The organism is Mesorhizobium sp. M0626 (assembly GCF_040320665.1).
In the GTDB taxonomy this organism is placed as follows: domain Bacteria; phylum Pseudomonadota; class Alphaproteobacteria; order Rhizobiales; family Rhizobiaceae; genus Mesorhizobium.
In genome coordinates, this window is the sequence record NZ_JAMYQD010000017.1 from 1 (window position 1) to 26,040 (window position 26,040).

The window sequence follows — 26,040 nt, forward strand, 5'->3', positions numbered from 1 at the left end:
GGGGTTTCGGGGGGGGGGCGGGGGCTCCCCCCCCCCCCCGGGGGGGGGGGGGGGGCGGCGCGCGCGGCCCCGGGGGGGGCCCCCCTGGGGGGGGGGGGGGCCCCGCGCCTCACGAGGACCCCCACCCCGATCCGCTTCGCGGATCGACCCTCCCCACAAGGGGGAGGGTAAAGGCACTCACCCATTCACCAGCGCCAACAGCTCCTCCGTATAGCGCTTGCCAACCACCTTGTCCGGCGACAGCGCATCGCCGATCGCCGCGACCTCAGCCGCGCTCAGCTCGATCCCGACCGCCGCCGTGTTCTGCTCGAGATGGCGTATCTTTCTTGCGCCGGGGATCGGCACGATGAAGTCGCCCTGGTGCAGCACCCAGGCCAGCGCCAGCTGGGCCGAGGTGACGCCTTTTTCCACCGCCAGCTTTTCCAGCGTCGCAACGACCTTGGCATTAGCGGCCATGGCGTCGGCCTGGAAACGCGGCAAGGTCCGGCGCCAGTCGTCGTCGCTGAGGGCCTCGGGCTTGGCGATGGTGCCGGTGAGCAGGCCGCGACCGAGCGGGCTGTAGGGGACGAAGCCGATGCCGAGTTCGCGGCAGACATCGAACACTTCGTCTTCGGGGTCGCGGCTCCAGAGCGAATATTCACTCTGCACGGCAGCGATCGGATGCACGGCGTGCGCCCGGCGGATGGTGGTGGCACTGACCTCCGACAGGCCCAGCGCCCGCACCTTGCCGTCGCGCACCAGTTCCGCCATGGCGCCGACCGTGTCCTCTATCGGCACGCCGGGATCGACGCGGTGCTGGTAGTAGAGGTCGATGACATCGGTATCGAGCCGTTTCAGCGAGGCTTCCGCCACTGCCTTGACGTGCTCCGGGCGGCTATCGACGCCAACCATACGTTCGAGGCCTGAGCCTTCCTCGGAAATCTTGAAGCCGAATTTGGTGGCGATCGTCACCCTGTCGCGCACCGGCTTCAACGCCTTGCCGAGAAGGATCTCGTTCTCAAAGGGACCATAGACTTCGGCGGTGTCGAAAAACGTCACGCCGATCTCGACAGCGCGGCGCAGCGTGGCGATTGCGTCCGCCTCGGCCTGACCGCCATAGGCGAAGCTCATGCCCATGCAGCCGAGGCCGACGGGGAAGACTTCGAGTTCAGTACCAAGTTTGCGGGTTTTCATGGCGCGTCTCCTTGTTGCGATGAAAGAGAGATAGCGCTTGGCTTTACGTTCGATAATTGGCTGTCATTCGCACGGGCTGTTCTATAAAATAGAGCAATGAACCGAGCGCATCTTTCTCAACTCGCTGTACTGGCAACAGTCGCCCAATGCGGCAGTTTTCGTGGCGCGGCGCGCGAACTGGCCATAGCGCCCTCGGCAGTGAGCCATGCCGTGTCCAGCCTGGAGGCGCGGCTCGGCGTGCGGCTTTTGGCGCGCAGCACCCGCAGCGTAGCGCCAACGGAAGAGGGCGCGCAGTTGCTCGAACGGCTGCGGCCGGCGCTGTCCGAGATCGATCTGGCGCTGGAAACGGCGATCGAGGCGCGCGACCGGCCGGCCGGGAACCTGCGGCTGACCGTGCCGCGCACCGCGGCCCACCTGGCATTGACGCCCAGGCTCGGCGGCTTTGCCGCGGCCTATCCTGACATCGTGCTGGAAATCGTCATCGAGGATCGCTTCACCGACGTCGTCGAAGGCGGCTTCGATGCCGGCGTGCGGCTCGGTGAGAGCCTGCAGCGCGACATGATCGCGGTGCGCATCGGACCGGACCTTCGCGGCGCCGTGGTCGGCGCGCCATGCTATTTCGCGACCATGCCAAGACCCCGCCATCCGCGCGATCTTGCCGACCACCGCTGCATCCGCTTCCGTTTTTCCAGCGGCATTCTTTACCGCTGGGAATTCGAGAAGGATGGCGAAGAGATCGAGATCGCGGCGCAAGGGCCGCTGATCCTCGACGAAGACCATCTGATCGCCCAGGCGGCGGTCGACGGCGCTGGGCTCGCCTTCGTCTTCGACGATTATGTGCGCGCGCCGCTCGCCGACGGTCGCTTGATCCGCGTGCTGGAAGACTGGTGTCCGCCCTTCGACGGTTTCTTCGTCTACTACCCCAGCCGCCGCCAGATGCGCCCGGCGCTGCGGGCGTTTGTGGATTTCTTCAAGGTCGGTGCTTAGCCACCTCCCCCTTGTGGGGAGGGTCGATCCGCGTAGCGGATCGGGGTGGGGGTCTTCGTAGGGCGCTACCCCCCCACCCCGTCGCTTCGCGCCGACCCTCCCCACAAGGGGGAGGGTGGAAGAAAGCCCAGCTGCCATTCGTTCACCAGCCATGCCGGCATTCATCACCAACAACTCAACCCGCTACGGCTGGGCGGCGATCGTCCTCCACTGGCTGATCGGCATCCTGTTCATCGGCCAGTTCATGCTCGGCTTCATCATGGTGCGGTTGACCAGCCAGCGCACCGCCTTCGAGCTGATCCAACTGCACAAATCCTTCGGCTTCCTGCTGCTCGGCCTCCTCATCCTGCGCATTGCCTGGCGGCTCGGCAACGCGGCCCCGGCCTTGCCGGCCTCGGTCGGAGGCCTGGAGCGTCGGACGGCGCCGCTGGCGCATCTGGCACTTTATGGCTTCCAGCTCGCGGTGCCGCTGTCCGGCTGGGCACTGGTTTCGGTGTCGATGCTGGAGATCCCCAGCATGCCGTTCAACCTTTTCGTGATGCCGAACCTGCCGCTCGGCGTGTCCGATGCGGCGGAAAACTTCTGGGCGGTAGCACACTGGTATCTCGCCTATGCCGGCATTGCCTTGGTCGCGCTGCATGCGCTGGCGGCGCTGCGGCATCATTTCTGGCTGCGCGACAGCGTGCTCACGCGCATGATCACGCCTTCGTCAGATCAGGACATGGAATAGGGCGCGCCGCGCATTCGTTCATTGGGGTGAGGGCGCAACACTTCGCTTGCCCCAGAAGGACAAAACCCATGTATGCGCGCATCTTCGGATTGGCGGCTGTTGCCGCTTGCCTTGCCATGCCTGTCTCCGCCGCTGTGGACCTCGGCGACGCCGCCGGCAGCTACACGGTCAACCCGGCCAGCTCCAGCATTCGCTTCTCCATCGGCAAGGTCGGTGGCGGCGGCCTCGACGGCGCCTTTGGCCGCTTCAAGGGCTCTATCCGCATCGACAACAGCGATGTCGGCCGTTCCGCGGTCAACTTCACCATCTATCCCGAAAGCGTCGGCACCGGCCAGGGCCGCATCGACGCCTTCCTGCGCTCCGATGCGGTGTTCGACGTGGCCAACAGCCCCGAAATCCAGTTCCGCTCGACCAGCGTAACCCGAACCAGCGACACCACGGCGCTGGTCAGCGGCCGGCTGACGGCGCGCGGCAAGACGTTTGCGGAAAAGTTCACTGCCGAGCTCGGCGGGCTGAAGGGTGGCGTCATTAAATTCCACGTCACCGGCAAGGTGCTGCGCTCCCGCTACGGCATGGATGTCGGCACGCCGATCTATTCGAATATTGTCGATTTCGACATGACGCTGACGGGCAAGCGAGGCTAGCAGGACCAGCGATCCGCATTGGCTTTTCCCGCAATTTCGGGCAAACCTCTTCGCCTGTAAATCGATAGGAGAAGCCTGATGTTCCGATGGGGTGTTTTGTCGACGGCCAAGATCGGCCGCGAGCAATTGTTGCCGGCAATCGTCGAGGCCGAGAATGGCGTTTTGTCCGCGATCGCCAGCCGCGACCTGTCGAAGGCCGAGGCCCTGGGCGAGCGGTTCGGCGCCAGGCATGCCTTTGGTTCGTATGAGGAGCTGCTCGCTTCGAAAGACGTCGACGGCGTCTACATCCCGCTGCCGACCTCGCAGCATGTCGAATGGACGGCCAAGGCCATCGAAGCGGGAAAACATGTGCTGGTGGAGAAGCCGCTGGCGCTCGACGCCAAGGACATCGCGCCGCTGATCAAGCTGCGCGACAGCAAGAAGGTGCTGGTCTGCGAGGCCTTCATGGTCATCTACCACCCGCAATGGATCAAGGTGCGCGATCTCATCGCCGATGGCGCCATCGGCCGGCTGCGCCATGTGCAGGGCGCCTTCTCCTATTACAATGTCAATCCCACCAACATGCGCAACCAGCTCGATCTCGGCGGCGGCGCGCTGCCTGATATCGGCGTCTATCCGACGGTGTCGACGCGGTTTTCGAGCGGCAAGGAGCCGCTGCGCGTGCAGGCGACGATCGAGCGCGACAAGAAATTCGGCACCGACATCTATTCCTCGATCCGCGCCGATTTCGGCGATTTCGAACTGTCCTTCTATCTGTCGACGCAGATGGCGGCGCGGCAGGTGATGGTGTTCCACGGCGAGAAGGGTTTCATCGAGGTGTTCTCGCCGTTCAATGCCGGGCTCTACGACCATCACCGCATCGAATTGCACAACCAGAACCACACCGAGGCGCAGGTGTTCCGCTTTCCCGGCACGCAACAGTACCGGCGCGAGGTCGAGACGTTTGCCAGGGCGGCACAGGGCGGCAAGGAGCGTATCTTCACGCTGGAGGAGTCCGTACTCAACCAGAAGGTCATCGACGCCATCTTCCGCGCCGGTGCCAAGGAAGGCTGGGAGGCCGTCTGATACACCAATCTTAGCCGGTAATTTCATGGGAGAAGGGCATTGTGCATGCGGACGCTCCTTTCCTATTGGACTGACGATCTCACGCGCCTCTGAGCGTCAGGTGCAAGGTCTCGGCGAAGCGATCGGGATAGGGCGCAAAGCCCATATGGTCGCCGGGGAAGGCGGCGCGCTTGCTGCCGAGCCTGTCGGCCAGCGCCTTGCCCATGCCGTCGATCGGCTGGCCGATGGACTCTTCGCCGATGCCGACCACGACCGGGCGGCCGCGCAGCGCCTCGATATCAGGACGGTAGAGCGACAGCGGCATGACGCCATGCGCCAGCCAGTATTCGAAATTGCCGCTGACCCTGGCAAAGGTCTCGGCCTCCTCGGGCGACGGTTCGAACGAAGGCGGTCCGTCCTGCGGCCCGGCTTCATCCTGACCCGGCCCTTCCGACAGGCTGTTCTCGCTGAAGAATTTCTGCATCGCCGCCTCGACACCCTGGCTGCGATAGGTGTCGTGCAGGTCGCGCATGCCGGCCAGTGACGGCGACGGGTCGTGGAGCAGCATCATGCTGGGCGGCTCATGCGCCACCAGTGCACGAACCCGGCCGGGATGGCGGGCGGCGAGGTTGAGCCCGATCTGGGCGCCGCCGCTGGTGCCGAACACATAGGCCGGTCCGGCGCCAAGCGCCTCGATCAATCGCGCGGCATCGTCGCCATGGACATCGAGGTCCTGCTCTTGCGGCTCTCCGTCGAAGGTGCTGCGCGAATTGCCGCGCGGATCATAGGCGACCACCGTGTAGCGGTCGGCGAGGTGGCCCGCGACATCGGCGAAGACGCCGGCGTCCTGCGGTCCGCCGGGGATTATCAACAGTACGGGGCCGGAACCGCGCATCTCATAATAGAGGCTGGCGCCCGGTACTTTCAGCGTCGACGTTTGGGGGGTCATGTCCATCTCTCCTGTTGTTCTCATGTCAAAGTTCGGCTTTGCGCCGGGTCCGATCATTTGCTGGCGACAACCATGCGGTTGCCCTCGCTGTCGCGGAATTCGGCGACCGTGCGGCCCGGCTGCCAAGGCGCTTCCTGCGGCTCGGTGATGATTTCGACGCCGCGCGCCTTCAGGCCCGCGACCGTTGCCTCGACATCGCCATCAACGAGCACCAGCACGGGCTCAGTGCCCGGCGTTTCATCGGGGCGTTTGACGAAATGCAAATTGGTGACGGCGCCGGGAAATGTCAGCTCGATCCAGCGCCAGCCGCTGTCGCCCATCAGCTGGTCCTCCGCCACCTGGCAAGCAAGATGTCCGGTGTAGAAGGCCTTGGCGCGGTCCTGGTCGAACACCGGCAATTCGGCAAACTGGATGTGCATGATGGGTCTCTCCTGCTCCTGGACGGCTGCCGCGCAGCCGTCGACGGGAAAGACGATCCGGACGATCGAAAAGATTCGCCGGGCGACGAATCTTTTCGAGGCCGCGAAACGTCTTCTCTGTGCAGAGTTGAAAAACAGGAGACGACAATGGGCTGCAATCTCATCCGCTACGGCGTGAAGGACGAAAGCATCGCCGAGAACCGTATGCTGGTTGCACAGGTGTTCGACGCACTCGACGACACGAAGCCGCAATCTGTGCGCTACCTCGTCCTGGAACTGGAGAATGGCGAGTTCATCCATCTTGTCAGCCAGGATGGCGACGGCCTGACCGGGCTCACAGCCTTCAAGGCCTTCAGCGCCGATCATGCCGGACGCCGCTCGACGCCGCTTGCCAGATCGCCGGCAAAGATCGTCGGCAATTATCGTATGCTGGCCGGCGAGGTCGTGCCGGCTTGAATGCAAAGACCGGCATTTAGGGAACGGACAGGATGAACACAGCAAAACTCGACCGCGTTGCCCTGGAGGCGATGCTCGGCTCCTTGCGACCGAAGCTGCACCGCTACTGCGCCCGCATGGCCGGCTCGGTGATCGATGGCGAGGACATCGTCCAGGAGACACTGATCAAGGCACTGCAGGCCATCGACGGCGACGCCGCCGTCGAGCGTCCGGAGCAATGGCTGTTCCGCATAGCCCACAATGCCGCGCAGGATCATCTGCGCCGGCGCCAGCGGGAGCAGGCGCGCATGAGCGAGACCGACATGACGACGATCGAAGACCCCTCCGCAAGCGCCGATGCGAGGCTCGCCACCGCCGCCAGCCTGCGAAGCTTCATGCAGCTGGCAACAGTGCAGCGCAGCGCCGTGATCCTTGTCGACGTGCTTGGCCTCAGCCTGCACGAAACCTGCGAAGTGTCCGGCGCGACCCTGGCCGCGACCAAGGCAGCGCTGCATCGCGGGCGGTCGCAGCTGCGCCTGCTGGCGTCACAGGACGAGCAGGCGCCTGCCCCAAAACTCGACGCCGGTGACGAGCGGCGCCTGCGCCGCTATGTCGACCTGTTCAACGCGCGCGACTTCGACGCCGTGCGCGCGTTGATTGCCGAGGACATCCAGCTTGAAGTCGTCAATCGCACCCGCATGCGCGGCAAGGCGCAGGTTTCCAACTATTTCGGCAATTACGACCGTGTCCAGGATTGGGCGCTGTCGCTCGGCTTCGTCGACGGCAGGCCGGCCATCCTGATCCGCAGCCCGCAAGCGGGAGATGACGCCGTGCGCGGCTTCATGCTGGTCGACTGGCAGGATGGAAAGGTCAGCCATATCCGCGATTTCCGCTACGCGCCCTATTGCCTTGCCGATGCGGACATCCGCTTCATCGACGAGTAAGCATCGGCCAGAGAGCGCGGGCTTCGCGCCTCAGGCGAAGCTTTGCAAATTGGCGTCCTGCAGCTTGGAGCCGGCGAGCAAGGCCTCGAGCACCTGCTTCTTGAGCGACAGGCACTGCGAGCGGGCAAGCTTTGCGATGGCCGAGACTTCGGCCAGCTCGCAGGCAAGCACCAACTCCTTCTGCTGGCCGATGATCGCTTGCGTGAAGTCGCGCGATTTGAAGCCGAGATGGAGGACACGCTCCGACTGGTCGAGCGTTTGGTCGAGCAGGCGAACCAGCCGCAGATTGCCGGAGAGTTCAGCCAGGGCCAGGCGAAAGGCGCGGTCGGCCGCCAGAAAGGCGACATGGCTGCGCAGCGTCTCCGGCTTCAGCACCTTCTGCGCCGCCAGCCTGATGTCGTCGAGCCCGCGTTCGGTGAGGTTTGCCGCGGCCACCCGGAACACTTCCGGTTCGATCAGGCTGCGGAGGTCGAAAATCTCGTTGACGTCGCGCAGGCTAAGCGGTGCGATGACATAACCGCGGCGCGGCTCGCTCTTGATCAGCCCTTCCTGCGTCAGGCGGGCCAAAGCCGAGCGGATCGTCGCCTTCCTGATCTGGTAGCGGTCGCCGATCTGCTTTTCGGTCAGGCTTTCGCCGGGTTGCAGGACGCAGGCGACGATGTCGCTCTTCAGCTGCTCATAAGCTTCCTCGCTGCGCAATATGTCGGCGGTCGACGGCGCCTTGACGGCGGACGGTGACACTGATTTCGGAAGAGCCATATCTGCCTGCCCGTGTGGTCTGCCCGCGTAGTCTGCCCGCGTAGTCTGCTTGCCCGTTTCGACCATCCGGTTGACGGGTCTGTCGGCATTCGCTAGCCTGAGCATCTCAGCTGTATTGGTTGAGCTTCCCAATGGAGATGACGACAAATGTCTCTTGCCGCCAACTCGCCTCTCTACGCCGTAACCGCCGGTATCGTCAACGCAGCCAAAGGTGCTCATGCCATCGAACGGGTCAAGGCGGTGCTGCGCGAACACACCGACCGCTTCCATGCATCAGGCGTGCTCGCGCATGAGGAAGACGACGATGAGGTGCTGCTGCATGCCAGCCCTGACTTGACCATCTACCACATCACGCTGTCGCCCGGCCTGCGGTACCCGCCGCACAACCATCTGATGGATGCGCTGATCGGCATCTACAAGGGCAGCGAGACCAACTTCATCTATCCCGTCGACGGCAGCGAGATCGATGCGCCGGAACGCCACGACATCGCGGCGCCCGCGGTGGTGCACATGACCCCTGATACCGTGCACGCGGTGGCCAACACCGGCATCGCCCGCTCAGGCGCGCTGCATGTCTATCTCGGCAATCTGACCGAGACCCACCGCCACATGTGGAGCCCGGGCAGCACCCACGCCGAGCCGTTTGACAATGAGCGGTATCTGGCTGGAGCGAGGCCTATTGGGCCCTGATCCGGGAAAGGCGGAAGAAAAGTGAGCGTGCTGCGCGGCGGCGTGAATGAGCATTCAGCGTCGCTGCGCCCAGATAACGGTCGCCGCGTACTCTCCCGTTTCAAGAACATCGCAGCGCGTTTATAGCGCAGTCAGGCTGACGACTGGGGTAATAAATGAAGAAGCCCGGAATAGGCGGCGTCCAGTTCTCCAGCACTCGGATGAGGCGGTGCTCGGCAACGTGTTCCGCGACCTGCTCTTCATATGCGAGCCCAAGACCGAAAGCGGATCGCAGGAAATCGCAGATTCGGCGGAAATGGCGCGCCCGAAGAGATTCGAACTCCTGACCCCCAGATTCGTAGTCTGGTGCTCTATCCAGCTGAGCTACGGGCGCGCAACAGGCCATGCTTTACATAGCCCCGCTAACCGATCCTGACGACCGGCCGCGACAAGACGTGTTCCCTAGCGACTGAATTTCCGAAAAGCAAGCCAATCCGGCAAAAGTTTTGTCGCAGCTGCTTTCGACGGTGCCGATCAAAGGGGTGCTGAGATTCAGCTCAGTCCGGCTTCGGCTGAATATCAATACAGCTCAGGCAGGGCGGCGCAGGCCGTTGCGGGCCTGGTCGAGGCGGACCGGCTGGTCGGGGATGGTGACGGCGAAGGTGGTGCGGCCGCCGATCGATTCGACCAGTTCCACCGTGCCGCCATGGGCGCGGATCAGCTCGTGCGCGATGGCCAGGCCAAGGCCGGTGCCGCCGCTGCGGGCCGAGCCTCGAAACGCCGCGAACAGGTTTTCTCGCGCCTTCGCCGGCAGGCCGGGACCGGTGTCGGTGACAATGATGCGGCTTACGCTGCCTATGCGCTCGGCCGATACGGCGAGCCGGCGCACCAGCGCGCTCTCGGCGTCGGCCGCCATCGCCTGCACCGCGTTTCGGCACAGATTGGTGAGCACGCGAAACAGCTGGTCGGAATCGGCATCGACCTCGAAGGCGAGCTCGACGGCATTGACGAATTCGATGCCGTCCTCGATGTCGAGCAGGCCGTGGACGTCGTCGACCAGCTGGCGCAGCCGCAAGCGGCGGCGTGAGGGCGCCGGCTCCTGCGTGCGACCATAGTGGAGCACACCTTCGGAATAGGAGACGGCGCGGTCGAGCGCGCGCAACAGCTTTGGCGCGAAGGCCTGCACCGTCGGGTCCTTGACCAGGCGCAGGCGGTCCGACATCAGCTGCGCCGAGGCCAGGATGTTGCGCATGTCATGGTTGATCTTGGAGACGGCGAGGCCAAGATCGGCAAGATGCTTCTGCTCCGACAGCATCTTTTGCAGCCGTTCCTGCATCTGCGACAGTTCGCGCTCGGCAACGCCGATCTCGTCGGCACGGGCGGCCGGGTGGATGATGCGCCCTGGATCGTCGGGCGCCTCGGAGAAGGACAGCATCGAGCGCGTCATGGTGCGGATCGGGCCGATCATGATCAGGTCGATCGCGGCATAGACCAGCATTGCGGTGAACAGCGAGATCAGCAGCGAGACGAAGGCGACGTTGCGCGAATAGCGCAGCATGGCGTTGCGGAGGGAATAGTCGGGCATGATCAGCTCGAATTCCTTGTCGCTGTCGCCGACCGGGCCGAACACCCGCAGCATGCGCTTGCCGCCGAAGAACAGCGTATCCAGCGCCCCGGTCATGCCCTTGATCATGCCGACATTGGCGATGTCGATGTGCTCGTCGACCTGCGGCGGCATCTCGGCCACCACCAGCAGGCGCGATACGCCGCCGTCGCGCACCGCGATCGCCTTGGCGCCGATTGCCATCAGCACGTCGTTCTGGGCGGCGCGGGAGAGCGAATTGGGCTCACCCTGCACCAGCACGATCGACACCGCGGCAGCGGTGCTTAGCCTCTCCTTCAGCCAGGCCAGGCGGTAGCTGGCGATCCAGGGCAGGAAAATGAGGACTTCGGCCAGGAGCACGAAGACAATGGTGAGCAAGAGCAGCTTGGTCGACAGGCCGCGCGCCAAGGGCACTGAACGATTGGGCACCGAACGGCTCGCAACCGGGCGAACGGTCGCCGGGCTGGCATCGGCTGTCGCCGGGCCGCTCCCTTCATCCGCTGATGCAACTTCGCTCATTAAGGCCTGTCTTCACAAACGCTTGATCGGTTGAGATTAGGTGATTGCGGCTTTTTTGCCAATTTCATCCTTCGTTGGACGATGGCGCCAGCAATAAAAATAGCCTCGAACTGGGTGTTCGCGCCGCGACGAACGGGGTGTCGCGCCGTGACGAACTGGCAGTTCGCGCTGCGACGAACTGGCGTTCGCGCTGGATTGACTCCCAAAACCCTTCTTTCTATAAGCCGCTCACGCTCGGGCCATTCGTCCCGGCGCGGTTTCGATCGCGCCAATGCCGGCCCGGCAAAGCTCCTGTTACACAGTGACAGAATCAAGAAGGGCCGCACCCCGCGGTATTAAAACAAATGAAGCGTACCTACCAACCGTCCAAACTCGTCCGCAAACGCCGGCACGGTTTCCGTGCTCGCATGGCCACCAAGGGTGGTCGCGGCGTCGTCGCAGCTCGCCGCAACCGCGGCCGCAAGCGGCTCAGCGCCTGAACGGAAGACGAGATCGTTGCCCGCAACCGGCAAGCCAGTGGGACCAAACCCCAAGCGGCTTCTGAAACGTGCGGAATTCCTGGCCGTCCGCCGCGGTGAAAAGCGGCGCGGGCGGCTTTTTCTCGTCGAAGTTCTCGACCGCAATGACGGCCTGCCGCCGCGCGTCGGCTTCACCGTCACCAAGAAGGTCGGCAATGCGGTTGTCCGCAACCGCGTCAGGCGGCGGCTGAAAGAAGCCGTGCGCACCCATGCCGCAAGTGACATGGCGCCCGGCAATGACTATGTCATCGTCGGGCGTGAAGACGTGCTCACCATTCCGTTCGGCCAGTTGAAGGCCGAACTCTCCCGCCGTCTCAGCGGAACACGATAGGCCAAGGGCTTTCGATGGAAAACAACCGGAACTTCTACATCACCATCGTCTTGTCGGTGCTGATCCTCGGGCTGTGGCAATATTTCTATGTGCTGCCGCGCAGCGAACAGCAGCGCGAGGCGGCCCGCATCGAAGAGCAGCGGGCGGCGGAGCAGAAGAAGGCGGCCGAGGCCGCCAACCCCGGCGGCACGCCGGCGCCCGCAGCGCCCGGCGCCATTCCAAACGCGCCCGGCACCTATGTTACGACGCCGGAAGGCCGCGCGCAGGAAGTGGCCAAGACGGCCCGCGTCAACATCGACACGCCGAGCCTGTCGGGCTCGATCAACCTCACCGGCGCCCGCCTCGACGACCTCAAGCTCAAGCACTATACCGAGACGGTCGACAAGACATCGCCGCAGATCCAGCTGCTCAATCCGCAGGCGCTGCCCACCGGCTATTATGCCGAGATCGGCTTTGTCGGCAGCGACACGACCGGCACGGTGCCGGGCCCGGAAACGGTCTGGAGCGTCGACGGCAATGCGACTCTGACGCCGGCGACGCCAGTGACGCTGACCTTCACCAACGACAAGGGCCTGACCTTCAAGCGCACGATCTCCGTCGACGGCGACTACATGTTCACCGTTTCCGATGCGGTGCAGAATTCAGGCTCGGCCCCGGTCACGCTGTCCAATTACGGCCGCGTCATCCGTTTCGACAAGCCAGCCATTGCCAGCTCCTATGTGCTGCATGAAGGCCTGATCGGCGTCACCGGCACGGAAGGCCTGCAGGAGCACAAATACGCCGACATCGAGAAGAACAAGCTGTATACGCCGAGCAAATCGACCGATGGCTGGCTTGGCATCACCGACAAATACTGGGCGGTCACCCTGGTGCCGACCGAGAAGCAGCCCTTCCAGCCGCACTATGCCTATTACCACAATGGCCGCCCGCGCTACCAGTCGGACTTCCTCACCGACCCGATCACCATTGCCGCCGGCCAGTCGGCGACGGTGGAGACCGAGATCTTCGCCGGCGCCAAGGAAGTCAACAAGATCAACGCCTACGCCCAGGACCGGCAGATCAGGCTGTTCGACCGGCTGATCGATTGGGGGTGGTTCATCTGGATCACCAAGCCGATGTTCTACCTGATCGACACGCTGTACAAATTCTTCGGCAATTTCGGCCTGGCCATCCTTGCCACCACGGTCGTCGTCAAAACCCTCTTCTTCCCGCTCGCCAACAAATCCTATGCGTCGATGGCGAACATGAAGAAGGTGCAGCCCAAGATGCTCGAGATCCGCGAGAAATACGCGGACGACAAGATGAAGCAGCAACAGGCGATGATGGAGCTGTACAAGACCGAGAAGATCAATCCGCTCGCCGGCTGCTGGCCGGTGGCGCTGCAGATCCCGGTGTTCTTCTCGCTCTACAAGGTGCTCTACATCACCATCGAGATGCGGCACGCGCCGTTCTTCGGCTGGATCCAGGATTTGGCCGCGCCCGATCCGACCTCGGTCTTCAACCTGTTCGGCCTGCTGCCCTTCGCGCCACCGGCATTCCTGCCGCATATGGGCGCCTGGGCGGTGGTCATGGGCATCACCATGTTCCTGCAGATGCGCATGAACCCGACGCCGCCGGATCCGACGCAGGCGCAGATCTTCACCTGGATGCCGGTGATCTTCACCTTCATGATGGGCAGCTTCCCGGCCGGCCTCGTCATCTACTGGGCCTGGAACAACACGCTGTCGATCCTGCAGCAGGGCGTGATCATGAAGCGCCAGGGCGCCAAGATCGAATTGTGGGACAATCTGACGGCATTGTTCCGAAAGAAACCCTCGCCGGCTGAATAGAAGGCGCTATTCCGGCAATCAAAGCCCCGGCTCGTCCGGGGTTTTTTTGGACGAGGCGCGCATCACGTTCCCGTGAGGCGCGAAACTTGCGGCGTGCAACCGGCGTGGCTGCTGCTTGTACCGCCAAGGCCGATCAACACCGATCAGCTCTAATCCGAAGACCGCTGTTTTTGATCCGTGACCCCGTCATGTCCATCGCGGGGATGCGGCGCGTGGAATGGGCATTCGCCTTTAAGTATTTGTTATCATTATCGTTTTTTACTCTGCACCGAAACTTTCCCGCAATCGCCGCGTAACTCTTCCCGACAATCGAATCAACAATTGTCGCACCAGAAGGGTTCTCCAATGGCAAAGTCCATCCTCAAGGCATTCTGCTTTTCCGCCGGCCTGGCTCTATCGGGCCTCGCAGCTACGACGGCCTATACGCTCGCCAATCCCGCCGTTGGCGGCGCTGCGATGCTGACCTCGAAGAACATCGTCGAGAACGCCCTCAACTCGCCGATCCACAAGACGCTGGTTGCCGCCGTCAAGGCCGCCGGCCTGGTCGACACGCTGGAAAGCGCGGGACCCTTCACGGTGTTTGCGCCGACCGATTCCGCCTTTAAGAAACTGCCGGCCGGCACCGTCGCCACGCTGGTGAAGCCCGAAAATAAGGACAAGCTGACCAAGATCCTGACCGCCCATGTCGTGGCCGGCAAGATCTCCGCCAAGGATATGATGACCAAGGCCAAGGCGATGGGTGGCAAGTATGAAATGAAGACCGTCAGCGGCGACACGCTGATCGCCGAGGTAAAAAAAGGCGCGCTTTATATCGTCGACGAATCCGGCGGCGCCGCCAAGGTAACGGTCGCCGACGTCAACCAGTCGAACGGCGTCATCCACGTCGTCAACAAGGTGCTGTTGCCGAAGTAACGGTTTTAGGCAACGGCGAATGACGGCGGGCTGCGACGGGCTTTCTCGGTCTGCCTTCCCCACCTCACGGCGAGGTGCCATTCTTTTGAAGCCGTCTTCGACACCACCGGGGTCCTGCTTGTCCTTCGCAGGGCCCCGTTTTTCGTTTCAGGGCGCCTTAGGCGACTGCGCTGCGGTCGACCTGATCGTGATCTGCCGCGGCACCAAGTGAACATCGAAGCCCAGCAGGGCTCGCTCATCGGGCGATTGGTGCTATAGGGCGGATCACGCCATCTAGAATGGCGGCTTTAATTTGCGCCACTCTCGACGGATCTCGCCATGGACGGACCCAACCCAGACATCAAACACCCGATCCCGATGCACACCCGCGTCGGCTTCCTCAAGCCCCTGGTCACCGCGCCGAATATCGAGATCGGCGAGTTCACCTACTATGACGATCCTGACGGACCGGACAAATTCGCCGAGCGATGCGTGCTGCATCATTATCCCTTCATCGGCGACAAGCTGATCATCGGCAAGTTCTGCGCCATCGCGGAGGGCGCGCGCTTCATCATGAACGGCGCCAACCATGCCATGTCCGGCTTTTCCACCTATCCGTTCAACATTTTCGGTCATGGCTGGGAGCAAGGCTTCGACCCGAAGACGTGGTCACAGGAACTGCGCGGCGACACGGTGGTCGGCAATGATGTATGGATCGGCATGGATGCGGTGATCATGCCCGGCGTGTCGGTCGGCAATGGCGCCATCGTGGCGGCGAAATCGGTGGTGACGCATGACGTGCCGGCCTATGCGATCGTCGCCGGCAATGCAGCAAAGGTGGTGAAGATGCGTTTCGACGACAGGACGGTGCGGCGGTTGCTGGCTGTGGCGTGGTGGAATTGGCCGGTGGACAAGATCGGCCGCAACCTCAACGCCATCCGGGGCGCCGATATTTCCAGGCTGGAGGCAGCAATTTGAACGCGCTGGGCAACACCGTCATCGGCACCGACCTGTTCACCAAGGGGTGGATCTTCATCCGCGGCGTGCCGGCGATGAAGTTCCTGCCGCCGGAGGGGCCGCCTGAGATCGCCTTTGCCGGCCGCTCCAATGTCGGCAAGTCGTCGCTGATCAATGCGCTCGTCGGCCATAACGGGCTGGCGCGCACCTCCAACACGCCGGGGCGCACGCAGGAGCTCAACTATTTCGTGCCGGGCGGGTTTTCCGGCGAAGGCACCGACCTGCCGCCAATGGCGCTGGTCGACATGCCGGGCTACGGCTATGCCAGCGCGCCGAAGGAAAAGGTGGACGATTGGACCAAGCTGGTCTTCGACTATCTCAAGGGCCGCGTGACGCTGAAGCGGGTCTATGTGCTGATCGATTCCCGCCATGGCATCAAAGCCAAGGACGACGAAGTGCTGTCGCTGCTCGACAAGGCGGCGGTGTCCTACCAGATCGTGCTGACCAAGACCGACAAGATCAAGGCCGCCGGCGTGCCGCAGCTGATCGAAGAGACATTACTGAAGATCAAGAAGCGGCCGGCGGCGTTTCCGTTCGTGCTCGCCACGTCGTCGGAAAAGGGCGAGGGTCTGGACGAACTGCGCGCGGCTATCGTGCTGGCGGCCAATGGCGGTTAAAAGCAACTCCGGGAAAAGTGTGAAGCGGTTTTCCGTCCGGAGTTGCGAAAAAAGACCTTTGGCTAACTAGGCCTTTGCCTTGGACTTCGCCTCGAGCGCGATCATCTGATGGCTTTCTTCCTCGGCAAGCTTTTCGGTGCCGTAGGACTTCAGGAACAGGCTGACGCCCGACCGCACGATGTGGTCGATTTCATCCTGGCTCGGCGCCGTGGTGCGGTAGGCGAAGATGCACTGGCGAAACAGGCCGGCGAGGCACAGTTCGGTGAATTGATAGGCGGCAAGATCGACATCATCGATCTTGAGCAGGCCGCGTTCGATGGCTGCATTGAGGAACTTGACCACCTTGTCGTGGCCGCGTTTGGGGCCACGTTCGTAAAACCGCGCGCCCATGTCCGGTATCCTGTCGGAGGCGCCGATCACGGTGCGTTGCGCCTGGATGACCTTGGCCGAGGTGATCTTCATCGACAGCACCTTGCCGAATTTCACCAGCGTCTGGCGCAGATCGTCGGCGCGGTCGAGCATGTCGTACATGTTCTTGAAGATGGTGCCGCGCTCTTCCTCGATCAGCGCCTCGAACAGCTCTTCCTTGTTGGCGAAGTAGACATAGATCGTGCCCTTGGAGACGCCGGCCTCGCGGGTAATGTCGTTCATCGACGCCGCTTCGAAGCCCTTGTCGATGAACACGCGCCGCGCGCCCTCAATGATCTGGCTGCGCTTGACCGGATCCTGGCCCGCCGCCGGGCGGCCGCGACGCGCACTATCCAGCACATCGCACCGATCATTTTCGACGTCGGGTAACGTGTCGGCCATTAAAGTCACACCTCGCGAAATAATTCGAACCGAGCGGTTCGATTGCTCTTGATATGGGCCTGCTTTAGCGCTATGTCAACGTTCGCATCGAACCGAACGGTTCAGTATAACACATTTTCCTTATGTAGCTACGGTAGCGAGATATCATGTCCTCGAACACGCCAACCACCGCCGAAGTCCGCCCCTTTCCCAACGCCAAGGTCTCGCCGGCTATCGAAGCGCCGGAAGCGCCCATCAAGCCTGCCGCCGAAGTTTTGGCCGAGGTGCCGGCCAAGAAGAAGCGGGAGGCTCGCTCGTTCATGCTGCCGATCATCGGCCTCGCTCTGCTCAGCGCCGGCGCCTGGTATGGCTATAATTACTGGACGGACGGCCGGTTCCTGATCTCGACCGACGACGCCTATGTCCAGGCCGACATGTCGTTCGTCTCGCCGAAGATTTCCGGCTATGTCGATCAAGTCAAGGTCTCGGAGAACCAGCAGGTCAAGGCTGGCGATCCGCTGCTGACGATCGACGACGGCGACTACAGAATAGCCGTTGCCCAGGCGGAGGCGCAGATCGCCACGCTGGCCAAGACGCTCGACCGTATCGACGCGCAGACGAAGGCGGCGCAAGCTTCGCTGCAACAGGCGCAGGCGCAGAAGGTCGCCGACCAGGCGGCAGCCGACAACGCCGCTCGCGCCCAGCAGCGCGCCGCGCAACTGGTCAAGACGCATGTCGGCACACAGGCGCAACTGGACGATGCCCAGACCGCTCTCGACCAGGCCAATGCAGCCCTCGTCGGCGCCGACGCGCAGATTGCAGCCGCACAGGCCAATATCGGCGTGTTCGAAGCGCAGCGCGCCGAATCGGCCAGCACGCTGGCTTCGCTGCGGCTGAACCGCGACAAGGCCGCGCGCGATCTGTCCTTCACCGTGCTCAAGGCGCCTTATGACGGCGTCGTCGGCAACCGCTCGGTCGAGCAGGGCGACCTCGTCAGCCCCGGCCAGAAGCTCGCCGTCGTGGTGCCGCTGGACAAGCTCTACATCGTTGCCAACTTCAAGGAGACGCAGCTGGCCAAGCTGGTGCCCGGCGAGAAGGTGCGGGTCTCGGTCGACGCCACGGACGGCCATGATTTCGAAGGCACGGTGTCGTCGCTGGCGCCGGCTTCGGGTGCGGTGTTCTCGCTGCTGCCGCCGGAAAATGCCACCGGCAACTTCACCAAGGTGGTGCAGCGCATCCCGGTTCGCATCGACGTGCCGGCCGATGTGCTGAAGGCAGGCAGGCTGCGCGCCGGCCTGAGCGTCGTCGTCGCCGTCGACAGCCGCACGGCTCCGGCTACGGCGAACTGAGCGAAAGCCGGGAGCAATGCCATGGCAACCGCAACCATAACTGCAGGAGCGTCGCCGGCGCCTGCCATGCCGGCGGTACCGACGACCATCTCGACGCGCCGCCTCATCGCCTTCCTGGCGATGGTGTTCGGCATGTTCATGGCGATCCTCGACATCCAGATCGTCTCAGCCTCGCTGGCCGAGATCCAGGCCGGCCTCAGCGCCAGTTCCGATGAAATCCCATGGGTGCAGACCGCCTATCTGATCGCCGAAGTGGTGATGATCCCGCTGTCGGGCTTCCTCAGCCGGATGCTGTCGACGCGCGTGCTGTTTGCAGGCGCCGCGGCCGGCTTCACGGCGGCCAGCGCGCTGGCCGCGACCGCCACCAACATCGACCAGATGATCGTCTACCGCGCCATCCAGGGCTTTATCGGCGGCGGCATGATCCCGAGCGTTTTCGCCGCCGCCTTCACCATCTTCCCGCCGTCGCGCCGCGCCATGGTGTCGCCGATGATCGGCCTGGTGGCGACGCTGGCGCCGACCATCGGCCCGACCGTCGGCGGCTATATCAGCCATGCCATGTCGTGGCACTGGCTGTTCCTCATCAATGTCATTCCAGGCATTCTGGTGACGGTTACGACCTGGACCCTGATCGATTTTGACAAGCCCAATCTCGGCCTGTTCAGCAAGTTCGACTGGTGGGGCCTTGCCGGTATGGCGGCGTTTCTCGGCTGCATGGAATATGTGCTCGAGGAAGGTCCGAACCATGACTGGCTGCAGGAACAGGCCGTGTTCATCTGTGCCATCATCATGGTTGTCGGTGCGGCGCTGTTCTTCTGGCGTGCCTTCACCGCCGAGGAGCCTATCGTCGATCTCAGGGCCTTCACCAACGTCAATTTCGCCTTCGGTTCGCTGTTCTCCTTCGTCATCGGAATCGGCCTGTACGGTCTGACCTATCTCTACCCGGTGTTCCTCGGACGCATCCGCGGCTACGATTCCTTGATGATCGGCGAAGCCCTGTTCGTCAGCGGCCTGGCGATGTTCGTCACTGCGCCGATTTCCGGCATCCTGTCGAGCAAGATGGATTTGCGCATCATGATGATGATCGGGCTGTTCGGTTTCGCTGCCGGCACATGGTGGATGACGCATCTGACCGCCGACTGGGATTTCTGGGAATTGCTGATCCCGCAGATCCTGCGCGGCAGCTCGATGATGCTGTGCATGGTGCCGATCAACAACATTGCGCTCGGCACCTTGCCGCCGGACCGGCTGAAGAACGCGTCGGGCCTGTTCAACCTGACCCGCAACCTCGGCGGTGCGGTCGGCCTTGCCGTCATCAACACCGTGCTGATCGATCGCAACGCCTTCCACTACGCCAGGCTGTCCGAACATGTGGAATGGGGCAGTGCGGCGGCGCAGGCCAAGCTGCAGAACATGACGCTCGACTTCCAGCAGACTCCCGGCCTCGACGCCACCAAGGCGGCGATCTCCAAACTGTCGGGCATGGTCCAGCAGCAGGCGTCGCTGCTGTCGTTCATGGATGTGTTCACCATGCTGACCGTGCTGTTCGCGACCATGGCGGTCTTCACCCTGGTCATCGCCAAGCCGGCGCCGCCCGCGGGCAGCGGTGGCGGAGGCCATTGAGCGCGCCGGATCCCCGCCTGGCGCCCTCATGTGTGACCCCGGAAATCACCCCCGATTTCCGGGGTCACGCTTAAGCATCGATCGTTGTCAAGCTCCTTGGTCGAACACCCGGCGCGCTATGCTGCGGCAGGCGGCCCAAACCATTTGGTCAGCGAGTCGGTTAGCCCGGCTGCTTCAGGGCCGCCGACCCAGGCCACATAACCGTCAGGCCGGACCAGCACTGCGCGTGGGGCTTCGACTGCCCCCAGCACCGGAAGCTCCCATGCGCCATCGTAGCTGGCGTCGACCAGCTGAATCCGCTCCACCCACGGGCCGATACCAAAAGCGCCGGGCTCACCAAGATTAAGCAGCAGCGGCCGAGCGTCGTGCAGCAGGGCGAAAACCGGCAGCGGACCGGCAGCGGTGACGAGGTCGAGATCCGGCATGCGACGCCCCAGCAGCGGATGCCCCTCGCCAAGATCGTAGTGGATGTCCAGGCCGGATAACATGCCGGCAAAACGCTTGCGCGGTTCTTCCATGCCGAGAAGTTCCGACACTGTATCGCGCAGCGCTTTGGTGCGCTCGTCTTCGCGACGGAGCACGACCGACGCCATGGTGTTTTTCATCACACGCGCGGCAATCGGGTGGCGCTCTGCCTGGTAGCTGTCGAGCAGGCTTTCGGGCGCAGTTTTCCTGACCACCTGGGCAAGTTTCCAGCCCAGATTGACCGCGTCCTGCACGCCGGTCTGCAGCCCCTGTCCACCGTCCGGTGGATGCACATGCGCGGCGTCGCCGGCCAGCAGCACCCGCCCCTTGCGGTATACGGCTGCCTGCCGGGTCATGTCGGTGAAGCGGGCCAGCGATGTCGGATTGTGGACGCCATAATCGGTGCCGTAGACGGCAATGAGCGCCTCGCTGAGATCGCGCAAAGTTGGCTCGCCGCCAGCCCCGACCTCGCGCTCGGTCACCAGCACCCGTACCGTATCGTCTTCCAGTCTGCTGAGGCCGTGAATTCCGATGGCATCGCGGTGGATACCCCATTGCGGCTCTTCTGTTACCTCGATCTCGGCGATCAAATTGCTGGTTGTCGGCTCGGAACCGGGGAACTCTATGCCCCCCGCCTTGCGCACGAGGCTTCTGCCGCCGTCGCAGCCGACGAGATAATCGGCACGAAGCGACCCGCCATCGCTCAGCGCGACATCGACGCCGCCGCCATCCTGCACGAAGCCTGTCACCTCGCGGCCACGGTAGACCGTGACGCCAAGTTCATCGACCCAGCAGGCAAGGATGCGCTCTATGTGCTTTTGCCACAGCGCCAGCCCGTAATTGTGGCGGGTGGGGAAGTCGCTGATATCAAGCGAAACGCCGGCGAAGCCTGCGACCTGTGCGGTCTGGCCTTGCGACAGGAACCGATCGGCAATGCCGCGCTGGTCGAAGATCTCGATGGTGCGCGAATGCAGGCCGCCCGAGCGCGCGCCGGCGAGGTCCTGGTTCTCGCGCCGCTCGACGATGGCGACATCGATGCCGGCCAGGGAAAGCTCGCCGCCCAGCATCAACCCGGTCGGGCCGCCGCCGGCGATCACCACGGAATGGGATATTCGCGGCCGGTCCGCATCAACACCGTCGGTCGATTTGGCGCTCGATTTGGGCTCGCCGTCGCGAGCCCGTGCTTTGGTTGGTTGCATAGGTTCTGGCCCTCTCGTTGGGGCTGCGGAATCTACGCATAAAAAGCCGTCTGCCAATTCTTGAAGTTGACTGTTTTCGCCCCATTTCAAGAGATAAGAGGCGGTCGTCACGCCGGCTCCAAATCCCCACCCCGCTAAAGACGCCGAACGGTCAGGCAGTGGCCGGCTTGAAGCTGAGCGCAACGCCGTTGATGCAATGGCGCAGGCCGGTGGGTGCGGGACCGTCATCGAAGACATGGCCGAGATGACCGCCGCAGCGGCGGCAATGGACCTCGGTGCGGGTCATGCCCAGCGAACGGTCCTCGGTCTTGCCGACGGCGTTGGCAATCTCCTGCCAGAAGCTCGGCCAGCCGGTGCCGGACTCGAACTTGGTGTCTGAGGGGTAGACCGGCAGGTCGCAACCGGCGCAGGCGAAAATGCCCTTGCGATGCTCGTTCAGCAGCGGGCTGGTGCCGGGATACTCGGTGCCTTCCTTGCGCAGCACGTTGAAGGCTTCGTCGGACAGGATGGCGTGCCATTCGGTGTCGGTCTTGGTGACCTCGAAGGTTTCGGCAGCCTTAGCGGGCCCGCCCATGCGCAACGTTGCCGCCGCGCCGGCCACGGCAGCGATGGCGGCGCCGCTCAAAAGCAAATCTCGACGGTTCATGACAGAAATCCTCCTGCGGGTTGTTTTGCCAAATTTGGCCGCCACTGGAAAATCAAAAGCCGGTGACGGTTGTCCTGCAAACGAACGCTCCACACCGGCTCCGCGCTTGTTGCGGACGGGATGGAGCGCTCGGTCGTTTGCTCGGCCCACGGGGGCGGGGCCGCGCAATCTGCAGGAGCTTACCGCCTGTTCGTCGGCGGCAGGGGCTTTGTTACATCTTCGGCAGCAGGACCTTGTCGATGACGTGGATGACGCCGTTCGACTGCTCGACGTCGGCGATCGTCACATTGGCGACATTGCCGTTCTCGTCGGTCACGGTGACCTTGCCGCCATCAGCCTTGAGCGACAGCTCGCAGCCGCCGACCGTCTTGACCTTGTGGGTGCCGCCATCGGCCTTGGCCATCGAGGCGACATCGGCGCCCATCGCCTTGGCGCCGATGACATGGCAGGTCAGGATCTTGGTGAGCTTGTCCTTGTTCTCGGGCTTGAGCAGCGACTCGACCGTGCCAGCCGGAAGCGCGGCGAAGGCCTCATTGGTCGGCGCGAAGACGGTGAACGGGCCGGCGCCCTGCAGTGTCTCGACCAGGCCGGCAGCCTTGACGGCGGCGACCAGTGTCGTGTGATCCTTCGAATTGACGGCGTTCTCAACGATGTTCTTGTTGGCGTACATGGCGGCGCCGCCAACCATCGGATTCTCGGCATAGGCGATTGTGGCGAGGGCGGAGACGGCAATGGTACCGGCGAGCAAAAGGGTGGCGATTCTACGCATAGTGTTCGAACTCCTCGGGGTTATTGTTTCCTCTTTCGGGAACATGAGGAGATACGGAATAGAACTGCCTGAGTTTCCGCGCGCCGGGAAAAATTTATCCTTTATTTTGTCGACGAATTAATCTCCGGAGATCGAACCTCTAATCTCCAGCAGCGTATCCAAAACGAAAACAGCGGAAGATGTACTTCCGCTGTCTTCATTGTCACGTCATGGTTTTACGATTTATCAGATGCCCTTCAGGTCGCCCGCGGCAACGACCGGTCCGGTCGGCTGTCCGGTCGTCGAACCGCCCGTCGGCTCGACGCTGACGGCAAGCACGGCGCCTTGCGCCAGCTTCTGCTGCACTGCCGGGGTAACCGGAATGTGCGTGACCTGGCCGGCGGGAATGACACCCATCGAGACCGGCGCATTCTTGCCTTCGATCATCCACAGTTCGAAGTCCTTGCCGGCGGCGCGTTCGCCCGAAACCAGCGACAGGCCGACATCGCGGCGGGAAGCGTCGTAGACGACGAGGTATTTGACATCGCTGCCTTCGGCAGCCAGCGAGGCGACGAGGCGCTCCTGCGGCACGACGACCGGCGACCTGACGTAAGGCACGGCGACATAGAGCACCAGGGCCGCGAGAGCCGCTGCGGTGAGGCCGCGCCAGAAGCTAAGGCTGGACCACAGGCTGCCGCTCGGGGCCGTCGTCGACGCCGCGGTGGAGGAGAACAGCCGGCGATCGATAGCCGGCTTGATGGTGGCCGGCGGCTCTACCTCAGCATAAGCGGCAGCCATCGGCGAGAGATTCACTTCCCAGGAATCGACGAGACGGGCAAAGCCGGTCTCCGCGTCGATGCGTCCGGAGGCTATCTGGCGCTCATCCGCCGGCAGCACGCCGAGAACGTATTCGGCTGCGAGCAGGTCGTCGCCTCCACGTTCCGGTCCATTTTCTTCTGCCAGGGTCATCTTTCCAGACATTCTCTAAGTTTCAACAGGCTGCGGCGCAGCCATGTCCGCATCGTGTTGAGCGGAACCTTGTGACGTTCCGCGAGCTCGGCGTAACTTTCGCCGTTCAAATAAGCACCCCGAACGGCTTGCGCCCGGTCTTGTTCCAACTCTTCAAGGCACTGATAGATGCGCTCGGATTCACCGCCCGCAACAACCATAGCCTCTGGCCCCGGACCGGGGTCAGCCACGTCGAGCGCCGCATCGATATCGGCAGCGGGCTTGCGTCGCGACCGGATGCGATCAATCGCATGATTGCGTGCTATGGCCACCAGCCAGGAGATTGGGCTGAGATCAGAAACAGCGAAACGATCCGCCTTCGTCCACACTTTGACGAAGACCTCTTGCAGCGCTTCTTCCGCATCTCCGCGATCCTTCAATACACGAAGGCACACGCCGAAAAGTTTCGCACTGGTTTGCCGGTAAAGCAGATCGAACGCAGTCCGATCCTTCATCGAGGTCCGGACAATCAGGGTGGAGATATCCTGCGGCGTCATACGGACAAGCTAAGCGATCACAATTTATTTGCAAAGGCAGAAATCTTGTTGTCCACGCAAACGATGTCCGCGCCCGATCGCCAGTAATCGCCGGTCGGTGCCAAGGAAATCGGCTGTCGTTAGCCTCCCGCAGAAAGGGGAACAGCAATGTCGGCCGAACAGATGCTGTGGGAGAACGATGCAACCGACTTGGCAGGCTGTGCACAGAGGCGAGATCTCGCCGCCAGACCTTGTCGATGCTGCGATCGCGCGCGCCGAGGCAACCCGATCATTGCGCATCCGCCGCTTGCCTGAGGCGCCATGGACCCGAAGGGGGCCGACGAGCTCATCGAAAACCTGCTCGACAAATTGCATTTGACCCGTCTCTTGGAGATCAGATCCCTGTTTGGGCAATTGATGGACAAGAGCCAGTGGTTCACCACTGGCCGGCGATCCAGAATGTCAGCGGCCAGCCGTCGATCGCGCTGCCGGCCCATGTCACCGATGCCGGCCTGCCGCTCGACATCCAGGGCGTCGGCCGCCCCGGCGACGAGCAGACGGTTTTGTCGCTCGCCGCGCAGATGGAGAAGATTTCCGGCTGGCTGACGCGGCGGGCGCCGCTCAAGGTGCCGGCCTGATCCGGCAGATTTCATCATCGTGATAGCAAAGCTGTTTGCGGCCTGGGCCAATTCCCGCTAAGACGCCGCCGTCCTTACCCGCATCCAGGGAACCATGCCGATGACGGAGATCACCGCCACCGCCGAAATGCAGGCCGCCCTGCTCTCGCGGGCCCTGCCCTATATGCAGCGCTACGAGCACAAGACGGTGGTGGTGAAATATGGCGGTCATGCCATGGGCGATATCGAGCTCGGCAAGGCTTTCGCCCGTGACATCGCGCTGCTGAAGCAGTCCGGCGTCAACCCGATCGTCGTCCATGGCGGCGGGCCGCAGATCGGCGCCATGCTGGCCAAGATGGGCATCGAATCCAAGTTCGAAGGCGGACTGCGCGTCACGGATCAGAAGACGGTCGAAATCGTCGAGATGGTGCTGGCCGGTTCGATCAACAAGGAGATCGTCGCGCTGATCAACGCCGAGGGCGAATGGGCGATCGGCCTGTGCGGCAAGGACGGCAACATGGTGTTCGCCGAAAAGGCTCGCAAGACCATGATCGACCCGGATTCCAACATCGAGCGTGTGCTCGATCTCGGTTTCGTGGGCGAACCGGTCGAAGTCGACCGCACCCTGCTCGACCTGCTGGCGCGCTCCGAAATGATCCCGGTGCTGGCGCCGGTGGCGCCCGGCCGCGATGGCCATACCTACAACATCAATGCCGACACCTTCGCCGGCGCCATCGCCGGCGCCTGCCAGGCGACGCGCCTTTTGTTCCTGACCGACGTGCCCGGCGTGCTCGACGAGAACAAGAAGCTGATCGACGAGCTGACGGTGGCCGAAGCCAAGGCGCTGATCAAGGACGGCACGGTGTCGGGCGGCATGATCCCCAAAGTCGAGACCTGCATCGAGGCGATCGAGCGCGGCGTCGAAGGCGTCGTCATCCTCAACGGCAAGACGCCGCATGCGGTGCTGCTGGAATTGTTCACCGAACACGGCGCCGGCACGCTAATCGTGCCCTGATCGGCAACTGGCTTGGCGGCCAGTTGG

At 63.2% G+C, this 26,040-nt stretch carries 28 protein-coding genes and 1 tRNA gene; 17 read left to right on the forward strand and 12 right to left on the reverse strand.

Annotated elements, in window-relative coordinates; translation table 11 throughout:
* Positions 1-177 precede the first annotated feature (177 nt).
* Positions 178-1,173: an aldo/keto reductase gene (locus tag NKI37_RS21760; RefSeq protein ID WP_023703777.1), complete on the reverse strand. Its 996-nt coding sequence runs from the start codon at positions 1,171-1,173 to the stop codon at positions 178-180.
* A gap of 96 nt (positions 1,174-1,269) precedes the next feature.
* Between NKI37_RS21760 and NKI37_RS21765 the strand changes: the two genes are divergently transcribed.
* The 4 genes from NKI37_RS21765 (at position 1,270) to NKI37_RS21780 (ending at position 4,599) form a co-directional block, all read left to right on the forward strand.
* Entirely contained in the window at positions 1,270-2,160 is an 891-nt protein-coding gene (locus tag NKI37_RS21765; RefSeq protein ID WP_023752338.1) for a LysR family transcriptional regulator, read from the forward strand.
* Between the two features lie 151 nt (positions 2,161-2,311).
* Complete coding sequence (locus NKI37_RS21770) at positions 2,312-2,890, forward strand: cytochrome b (protein WP_023687445.1); 579 nt, start codon at positions 2,312-2,314, stop codon at positions 2,888-2,890.
* Between the two features lie 68 nt (positions 2,891-2,958).
* Positions 2,959-3,534: a YceI family protein gene (locus tag NKI37_RS21775; RefSeq protein WP_023672273.1), complete on the forward strand. Its 576-nt coding sequence runs from the start codon at positions 2,959-2,961 to the stop codon at positions 3,532-3,534.
* Positions 3,535-3,612: 78 nt separating this feature from the next.
* Positions 3,613-4,599 (forward strand): Gfo/Idh/MocA family protein, encoded by a 987-nt coding sequence (locus NKI37_RS21780; RefSeq protein ID WP_352789018.1) that lies wholly within the window; start codon positions 3,613-3,615, stop codon positions 4,597-4,599.
* 79 nt (positions 4,600-4,678) lie between these two features.
* On the opposite strand, the gene NKI37_RS21785 is transcribed toward NKI37_RS21780, so the two are convergent.
* Both NKI37_RS21785 and NKI37_RS21790 read right to left on the reverse strand, forming a co-directional pair.
* Complete coding sequence (locus tag NKI37_RS21785) at positions 4,679-5,527, reverse strand: alpha/beta hydrolase (protein WP_352789021.1); 849 nt, start codon at positions 5,525-5,527, stop codon at positions 4,679-4,681.
* Positions 5,528-5,580: 53 nt separating this feature from the next.
* A complete protein-coding gene (locus tag NKI37_RS21790; RefSeq protein ID WP_352789023.1) occupies positions 5,581-5,946 on the reverse strand; it encodes a VOC family protein in 366 nt (121 codons plus the stop codon).
* 147 nt (positions 5,947-6,093) lie between these two features.
* Between NKI37_RS21790 and NKI37_RS21795 the strand changes: the two genes are divergently transcribed.
* Both NKI37_RS21795 and NKI37_RS21800 read left to right on the forward strand, forming a co-directional pair.
* Entirely contained in the window at positions 6,094-6,402 is a 309-nt protein-coding gene (locus tag NKI37_RS21795) for a hypothetical protein (RefSeq protein WP_352443601.1), read from the forward strand.
* Between the two features lie 32 nt (positions 6,403-6,434).
* The gene (locus tag NKI37_RS21800; protein WP_023732742.1) at positions 6,435-7,325 is read left to right on the forward strand and encodes a sigma-70 family RNA polymerase sigma factor; all 891 of its coding nucleotides are present in this window, start codon (positions 6,435-6,437) and stop codon (positions 7,323-7,325) included.
* Between the two features lie 30 nt (positions 7,326-7,355).
* Here NKI37_RS21800 and NKI37_RS21805 read toward each other — a convergent pair whose 3' ends face one another.
* Positions 7,356-8,084 carry a GntR family transcriptional regulator gene (locus NKI37_RS21805; RefSeq protein ID WP_023672267.1) on the reverse strand — a complete coding sequence of 243 codons (729 nt, stop codon included), beginning with the start codon at positions 8,082-8,084 and terminating at the stop codon, positions 7,356-7,358.
* 147 nt (positions 8,085-8,231) lie between these two features.
* Here NKI37_RS21805 and NKI37_RS21810 point away from each other — a divergent pair, with 147 nt between their 5' ends.
* Positions 8,232-8,774, forward strand: a complete 543-nt coding sequence (locus NKI37_RS21810) for an autotransporter (protein ID WP_023672266.1) — start codon at positions 8,232-8,234, stop codon at positions 8,772-8,774.
* 296 nt (positions 8,775-9,070) lie between these two features.
* Here the strand turns inward: NKI37_RS21810 and NKI37_RS21815 are convergent.
* Together NKI37_RS21815 and NKI37_RS21820 are read right to left on the reverse strand one after the other, a co-directional pair.
* Positions 9,071-9,147: transfer RNA gene (locus NKI37_RS21815), tRNA-Arg, on the reverse strand.
* Positions 9,148-9,342: 195 nt separating this feature from the next.
* Complete coding sequence (locus NKI37_RS21820; protein ID WP_023672265.1) at positions 9,343-10,875, reverse strand: ATP-binding protein; 1,533 nt, start codon at positions 10,873-10,875, stop codon at positions 9,343-9,345.
* Between the two features lie 344 nt (positions 10,876-11,219).
* On the opposite strand from NKI37_RS21820, the gene rpmH reads away from it, so the two are divergent.
* From rpmH to yihA, 6 genes are all read left to right on the forward strand, one after another.
* Complete coding sequence (gene rpmH, locus NKI37_RS21825; protein ID WP_008833937.1) at positions 11,220-11,354, forward strand: 50S ribosomal protein L34; 135 nt, start codon at positions 11,220-11,222, stop codon at positions 11,352-11,354.
* A gap of 16 nt (positions 11,355-11,370) precedes the next feature.
* Positions 11,371-11,724 carry a ribonuclease P protein component gene (rnpA, locus tag NKI37_RS21830; protein WP_023672264.1) on the forward strand — a complete coding sequence of 118 codons (354 nt, stop codon included), beginning with the start codon at positions 11,371-11,373 and terminating at the stop codon, positions 11,722-11,724.
* Between the two features lie 14 nt (positions 11,725-11,738).
* The gene (gene yidC / locus NKI37_RS21835) at positions 11,739-13,553 is read left to right on the forward strand and encodes a membrane protein insertase YidC (RefSeq protein WP_352789026.1); all 1,815 of its coding nucleotides are present in this window, start codon (positions 11,739-11,741) and stop codon (positions 13,551-13,553) included.
* 345 nt (positions 13,554-13,898) lie between these two features.
* Positions 13,899-14,465, forward strand: coding sequence for a fasciclin domain-containing protein (locus NKI37_RS21840; protein ID WP_023673244.1), 567 nt, complete (start codon positions 13,899-13,901; stop codon positions 14,463-14,465).
* 318 nt (positions 14,466-14,783) lie between these two features.
* The gene (locus NKI37_RS21845) at positions 14,784-15,422 is read left to right on the forward strand and encodes a CatB-related O-acetyltransferase (protein WP_023701989.1); all 639 of its coding nucleotides are present in this window, start codon (positions 14,784-14,786) and stop codon (positions 15,420-15,422) included.
* On the forward strand, positions 15,419-16,078 hold the full coding sequence (gene yihA / locus NKI37_RS21850) for a ribosome biogenesis GTP-binding protein YihA/YsxC (RefSeq protein ID WP_023673242.1): 660 nt from the start codon (positions 15,419-15,421) through the stop codon (positions 16,076-16,078). The genes NKI37_RS21845 and yihA overlap by 4 nt, the downstream gene beginning before the upstream one ends.
* A 66-nt stretch (positions 16,079-16,144) precedes the next feature.
* On the opposite strand, the gene NKI37_RS21855 is transcribed toward yihA, so the two are convergent.
* Positions 16,145-16,888 carry a TetR/AcrR family transcriptional regulator gene (locus NKI37_RS21855; protein WP_023673241.1) on the reverse strand — a complete coding sequence of 248 codons (744 nt, stop codon included), beginning with the start codon at positions 16,886-16,888 and terminating at the stop codon, positions 16,145-16,147.
* 146 nt (positions 16,889-17,034) lie between these two features.
* Between NKI37_RS21855 and NKI37_RS21860 the strand changes: the two genes are divergently transcribed.
* Together NKI37_RS21860 and NKI37_RS21865 are read left to right on the forward strand one after the other, a co-directional pair.
* Positions 17,035-18,216 carry an HlyD family secretion protein gene (locus NKI37_RS21860; protein WP_352789028.1) on the forward strand — a complete coding sequence of 394 codons (1,182 nt, stop codon included), beginning with the start codon at positions 17,035-17,037 and terminating at the stop codon, positions 18,214-18,216.
* Positions 18,217-18,237: 21 nt separating this feature from the next.
* Positions 18,238-19,839 (forward strand): DHA2 family efflux MFS transporter permease subunit, encoded by a 1,602-nt coding sequence (locus NKI37_RS21865; protein WP_352789030.1) that lies wholly within the window; start codon positions 18,238-18,240, stop codon positions 19,837-19,839.
* 116 nt (positions 19,840-19,955) lie between these two features.
* Here the strand turns inward: NKI37_RS21865 and NKI37_RS21870 are convergent, their stop codons facing one another.
* The 5 genes from NKI37_RS21870 to NKI37_RS21890 all read right to left on the reverse strand — a co-directional run bounded on the left by NKI37_RS21870 (position 19,956) and on the right by NKI37_RS21890 (position 24,402).
* The gene (locus tag NKI37_RS21870) at positions 19,956-21,503 is read right to left on the reverse strand and encodes an FAD-dependent monooxygenase (protein ID WP_352789032.1); all 1,548 of its coding nucleotides are present in this window, start codon (positions 21,501-21,503) and stop codon (positions 19,956-19,958) included.
* Positions 21,504-21,654: 151 nt separating this feature from the next.
* Positions 21,655-22,149, reverse strand: coding sequence for a peptide-methionine (R)-S-oxide reductase MsrB (msrB, locus tag NKI37_RS21875; RefSeq protein WP_352710578.1), 495 nt, complete (start codon positions 22,147-22,149; stop codon positions 21,655-21,657).
* Positions 22,150-22,360: 211 nt separating this feature from the next.
* Complete coding sequence (locus tag NKI37_RS21880) at positions 22,361-22,918, reverse strand: fasciclin domain-containing protein (protein ID WP_023693011.1); 558 nt, start codon at positions 22,916-22,918, stop codon at positions 22,361-22,363.
* Between the two features lie 225 nt (positions 22,919-23,143).
* The gene (locus NKI37_RS21885) at positions 23,144-23,866 is read right to left on the reverse strand and encodes an anti-sigma factor (protein WP_023673235.1); all 723 of its coding nucleotides are present in this window, start codon (positions 23,864-23,866) and stop codon (positions 23,144-23,146) included.
* Entirely contained in the window at positions 23,863-24,402 is a 540-nt protein-coding gene (locus NKI37_RS21890) for a sigma-70 family RNA polymerase sigma factor (protein WP_023673234.1), read from the reverse strand. The genes NKI37_RS21885 and NKI37_RS21890 overlap by 4 nt, the downstream gene beginning before the upstream one ends.
* Before the next feature lie 410 nt (positions 24,403-24,812).
* Here NKI37_RS21890 and NKI37_RS21895 point away from each other — a divergent pair, with 410 nt between their 5' ends.
* Entirely contained in the window at positions 24,813-25,019 is a 207-nt protein-coding gene (locus NKI37_RS21895) for an amidase family protein (protein ID WP_023687462.1), read from the forward strand.
* A 100-nt stretch (positions 25,020-25,119) separates the two neighbouring features.
* Positions 25,120-26,013 (forward strand): acetylglutamate kinase, encoded by an 894-nt coding sequence (argB, locus tag NKI37_RS21900; RefSeq protein ID WP_352669651.1) that lies wholly within the window; start codon positions 25,120-25,122, stop codon positions 26,011-26,013.
* Positions 26,014-26,040: the final 27 nt, after the last annotated feature.

What these genes read in the sequence shown, in the direction of transcription:
- NKI37_RS21795 (WP_352443601.1), top strand. Translation starts at nt 6,094, where the DNA reads ATGGGCTGCAATCTCATCCGCTACGGCGTGAAGGACGAAAGCATCGCC.
- NKI37_RS21805 (WP_023672267.1), bottom strand. Translation starts at nt 8,084, where the DNA reads ATGGCTCTTCCGAAATCAGTGTCACCGTCCGCCGTCAAGGCGCCGTCG.
- argB (WP_352669651.1), top strand. Translation starts at nt 25,120, where the DNA reads ATGACGGAGATCACCGCCACCGCCGAAATGCAGGCCGCCCTGCTCTCG.
- NKI37_RS21800 (WP_023732742.1), top strand. Translation starts at nt 6,435, where the DNA reads ATGAACACAGCAAAACTCGACCGCGTTGCCCTGGAGGCGATGCTCGGC.
- yidC (WP_352789026.1), top strand. Translation starts at nt 11,739, where the DNA reads ATGGAAAACAACCGGAACTTCTACATCACCATCGTCTTGTCGGTGCTG.
- NKI37_RS21845 (WP_023701989.1), top strand. Translation starts at nt 14,784, where the DNA reads ATGGACGGACCCAACCCAGACATCAAACACCCGATCCCGATGCACACC.
- NKI37_RS21790 (WP_352789023.1), bottom strand. Translation starts at nt 5,946, where the DNA reads ATGCACATCCAGTTTGCCGAATTGCCGGTGTTCGACCAGGACCGCGCC.
- NKI37_RS21860 (WP_352789028.1), top strand. Translation starts at nt 17,035, where the DNA reads ATGTCCTCGAACACGCCAACCACCGCCGAAGTCCGCCCCTTTCCCAAC.
- NKI37_RS21765 (WP_023752338.1), top strand. Translation starts at nt 1,270, where the DNA reads ATGAACCGAGCGCATCTTTCTCAACTCGCTGTACTGGCAACAGTCGCC.
- NKI37_RS21775 (WP_023672273.1), top strand. Translation starts at nt 2,959, where the DNA reads ATGTATGCGCGCATCTTCGGATTGGCGGCTGTTGCCGCTTGCCTTGCC.
- NKI37_RS21890 (WP_023673234.1), bottom strand. Translation starts at nt 24,402, where the DNA reads ATGACGCCGCAGGATATCTCCACCCTGATTGTCCGGACCTCGATGAAG.
- msrB (WP_352710578.1), bottom strand. Translation starts at nt 22,149, where the DNA reads ATGAACCGTCGAGATTTGCTTTTGAGCGGCGCCGCCATCGCTGCCGTG.
- NKI37_RS21770 (WP_023687445.1), top strand. Translation starts at nt 2,312, where the DNA reads ATGCCGGCATTCATCACCAACAACTCAACCCGCTACGGCTGGGCGGCG.
- NKI37_RS21840 (WP_023673244.1), top strand. Translation starts at nt 13,899, where the DNA reads ATGGCAAAGTCCATCCTCAAGGCATTCTGCTTTTCCGCCGGCCTGGCT.
- NKI37_RS21810 (WP_023672266.1), top strand. Translation starts at nt 8,232, where the DNA reads ATGTCTCTTGCCGCCAACTCGCCTCTCTACGCCGTAACCGCCGGTATC.
- NKI37_RS21760 (WP_023703777.1), bottom strand. Translation starts at nt 1,173, where the DNA reads ATGAAAACCCGCAAACTTGGTACTGAACTCGAAGTCTTCCCCGTCGGC.
- NKI37_RS21785 (WP_352789021.1), bottom strand. Translation starts at nt 5,527, where the DNA reads ATGACCCCCCAAACGTCGACGCTGAAAGTACCGGGCGCCAGCCTCTAT.
- NKI37_RS21870 (WP_352789032.1), bottom strand. Translation starts at nt 21,503, where the DNA reads ATGCAACCAACCAAAGCACGGGCTCGCGACGGCGAGCCCAAATCGAGC.
- NKI37_RS21885 (WP_023673235.1), bottom strand. Translation starts at nt 23,866, where the DNA reads ATGACCCTGGCAGAAGAAAATGGACCGGAACGTGGAGGCGACGACCTG.
- NKI37_RS21780 (WP_352789018.1), top strand. Translation starts at nt 3,613, where the DNA reads ATGTTCCGATGGGGTGTTTTGTCGACGGCCAAGATCGGCCGCGAGCAA.
- NKI37_RS21855 (WP_023673241.1), bottom strand. Translation starts at nt 16,888, where the DNA reads ATGGCCGACACGTTACCCGACGTCGAAAATGATCGGTGCGATGTGCTG.
- rpmH (WP_008833937.1), top strand. Translation starts at nt 11,220, where the DNA reads ATGAAGCGTACCTACCAACCGTCCAAACTCGTCCGCAAACGCCGGCAC.
- NKI37_RS21820 (WP_023672265.1), bottom strand. Translation starts at nt 10,875, where the DNA reads ATGAGCGAAGTTGCATCAGCGGATGAAGGGAGCGGCCCGGCGACAGCC.
- NKI37_RS21880 (WP_023693011.1), bottom strand. Translation starts at nt 22,918, where the DNA reads ATGCGTAGAATCGCCACCCTTTTGCTCGCCGGTACCATTGCCGTCTCC.
- NKI37_RS21865 (WP_352789030.1), top strand. Translation starts at nt 18,238, where the DNA reads ATGGCAACCGCAACCATAACTGCAGGAGCGTCGCCGGCGCCTGCCATG.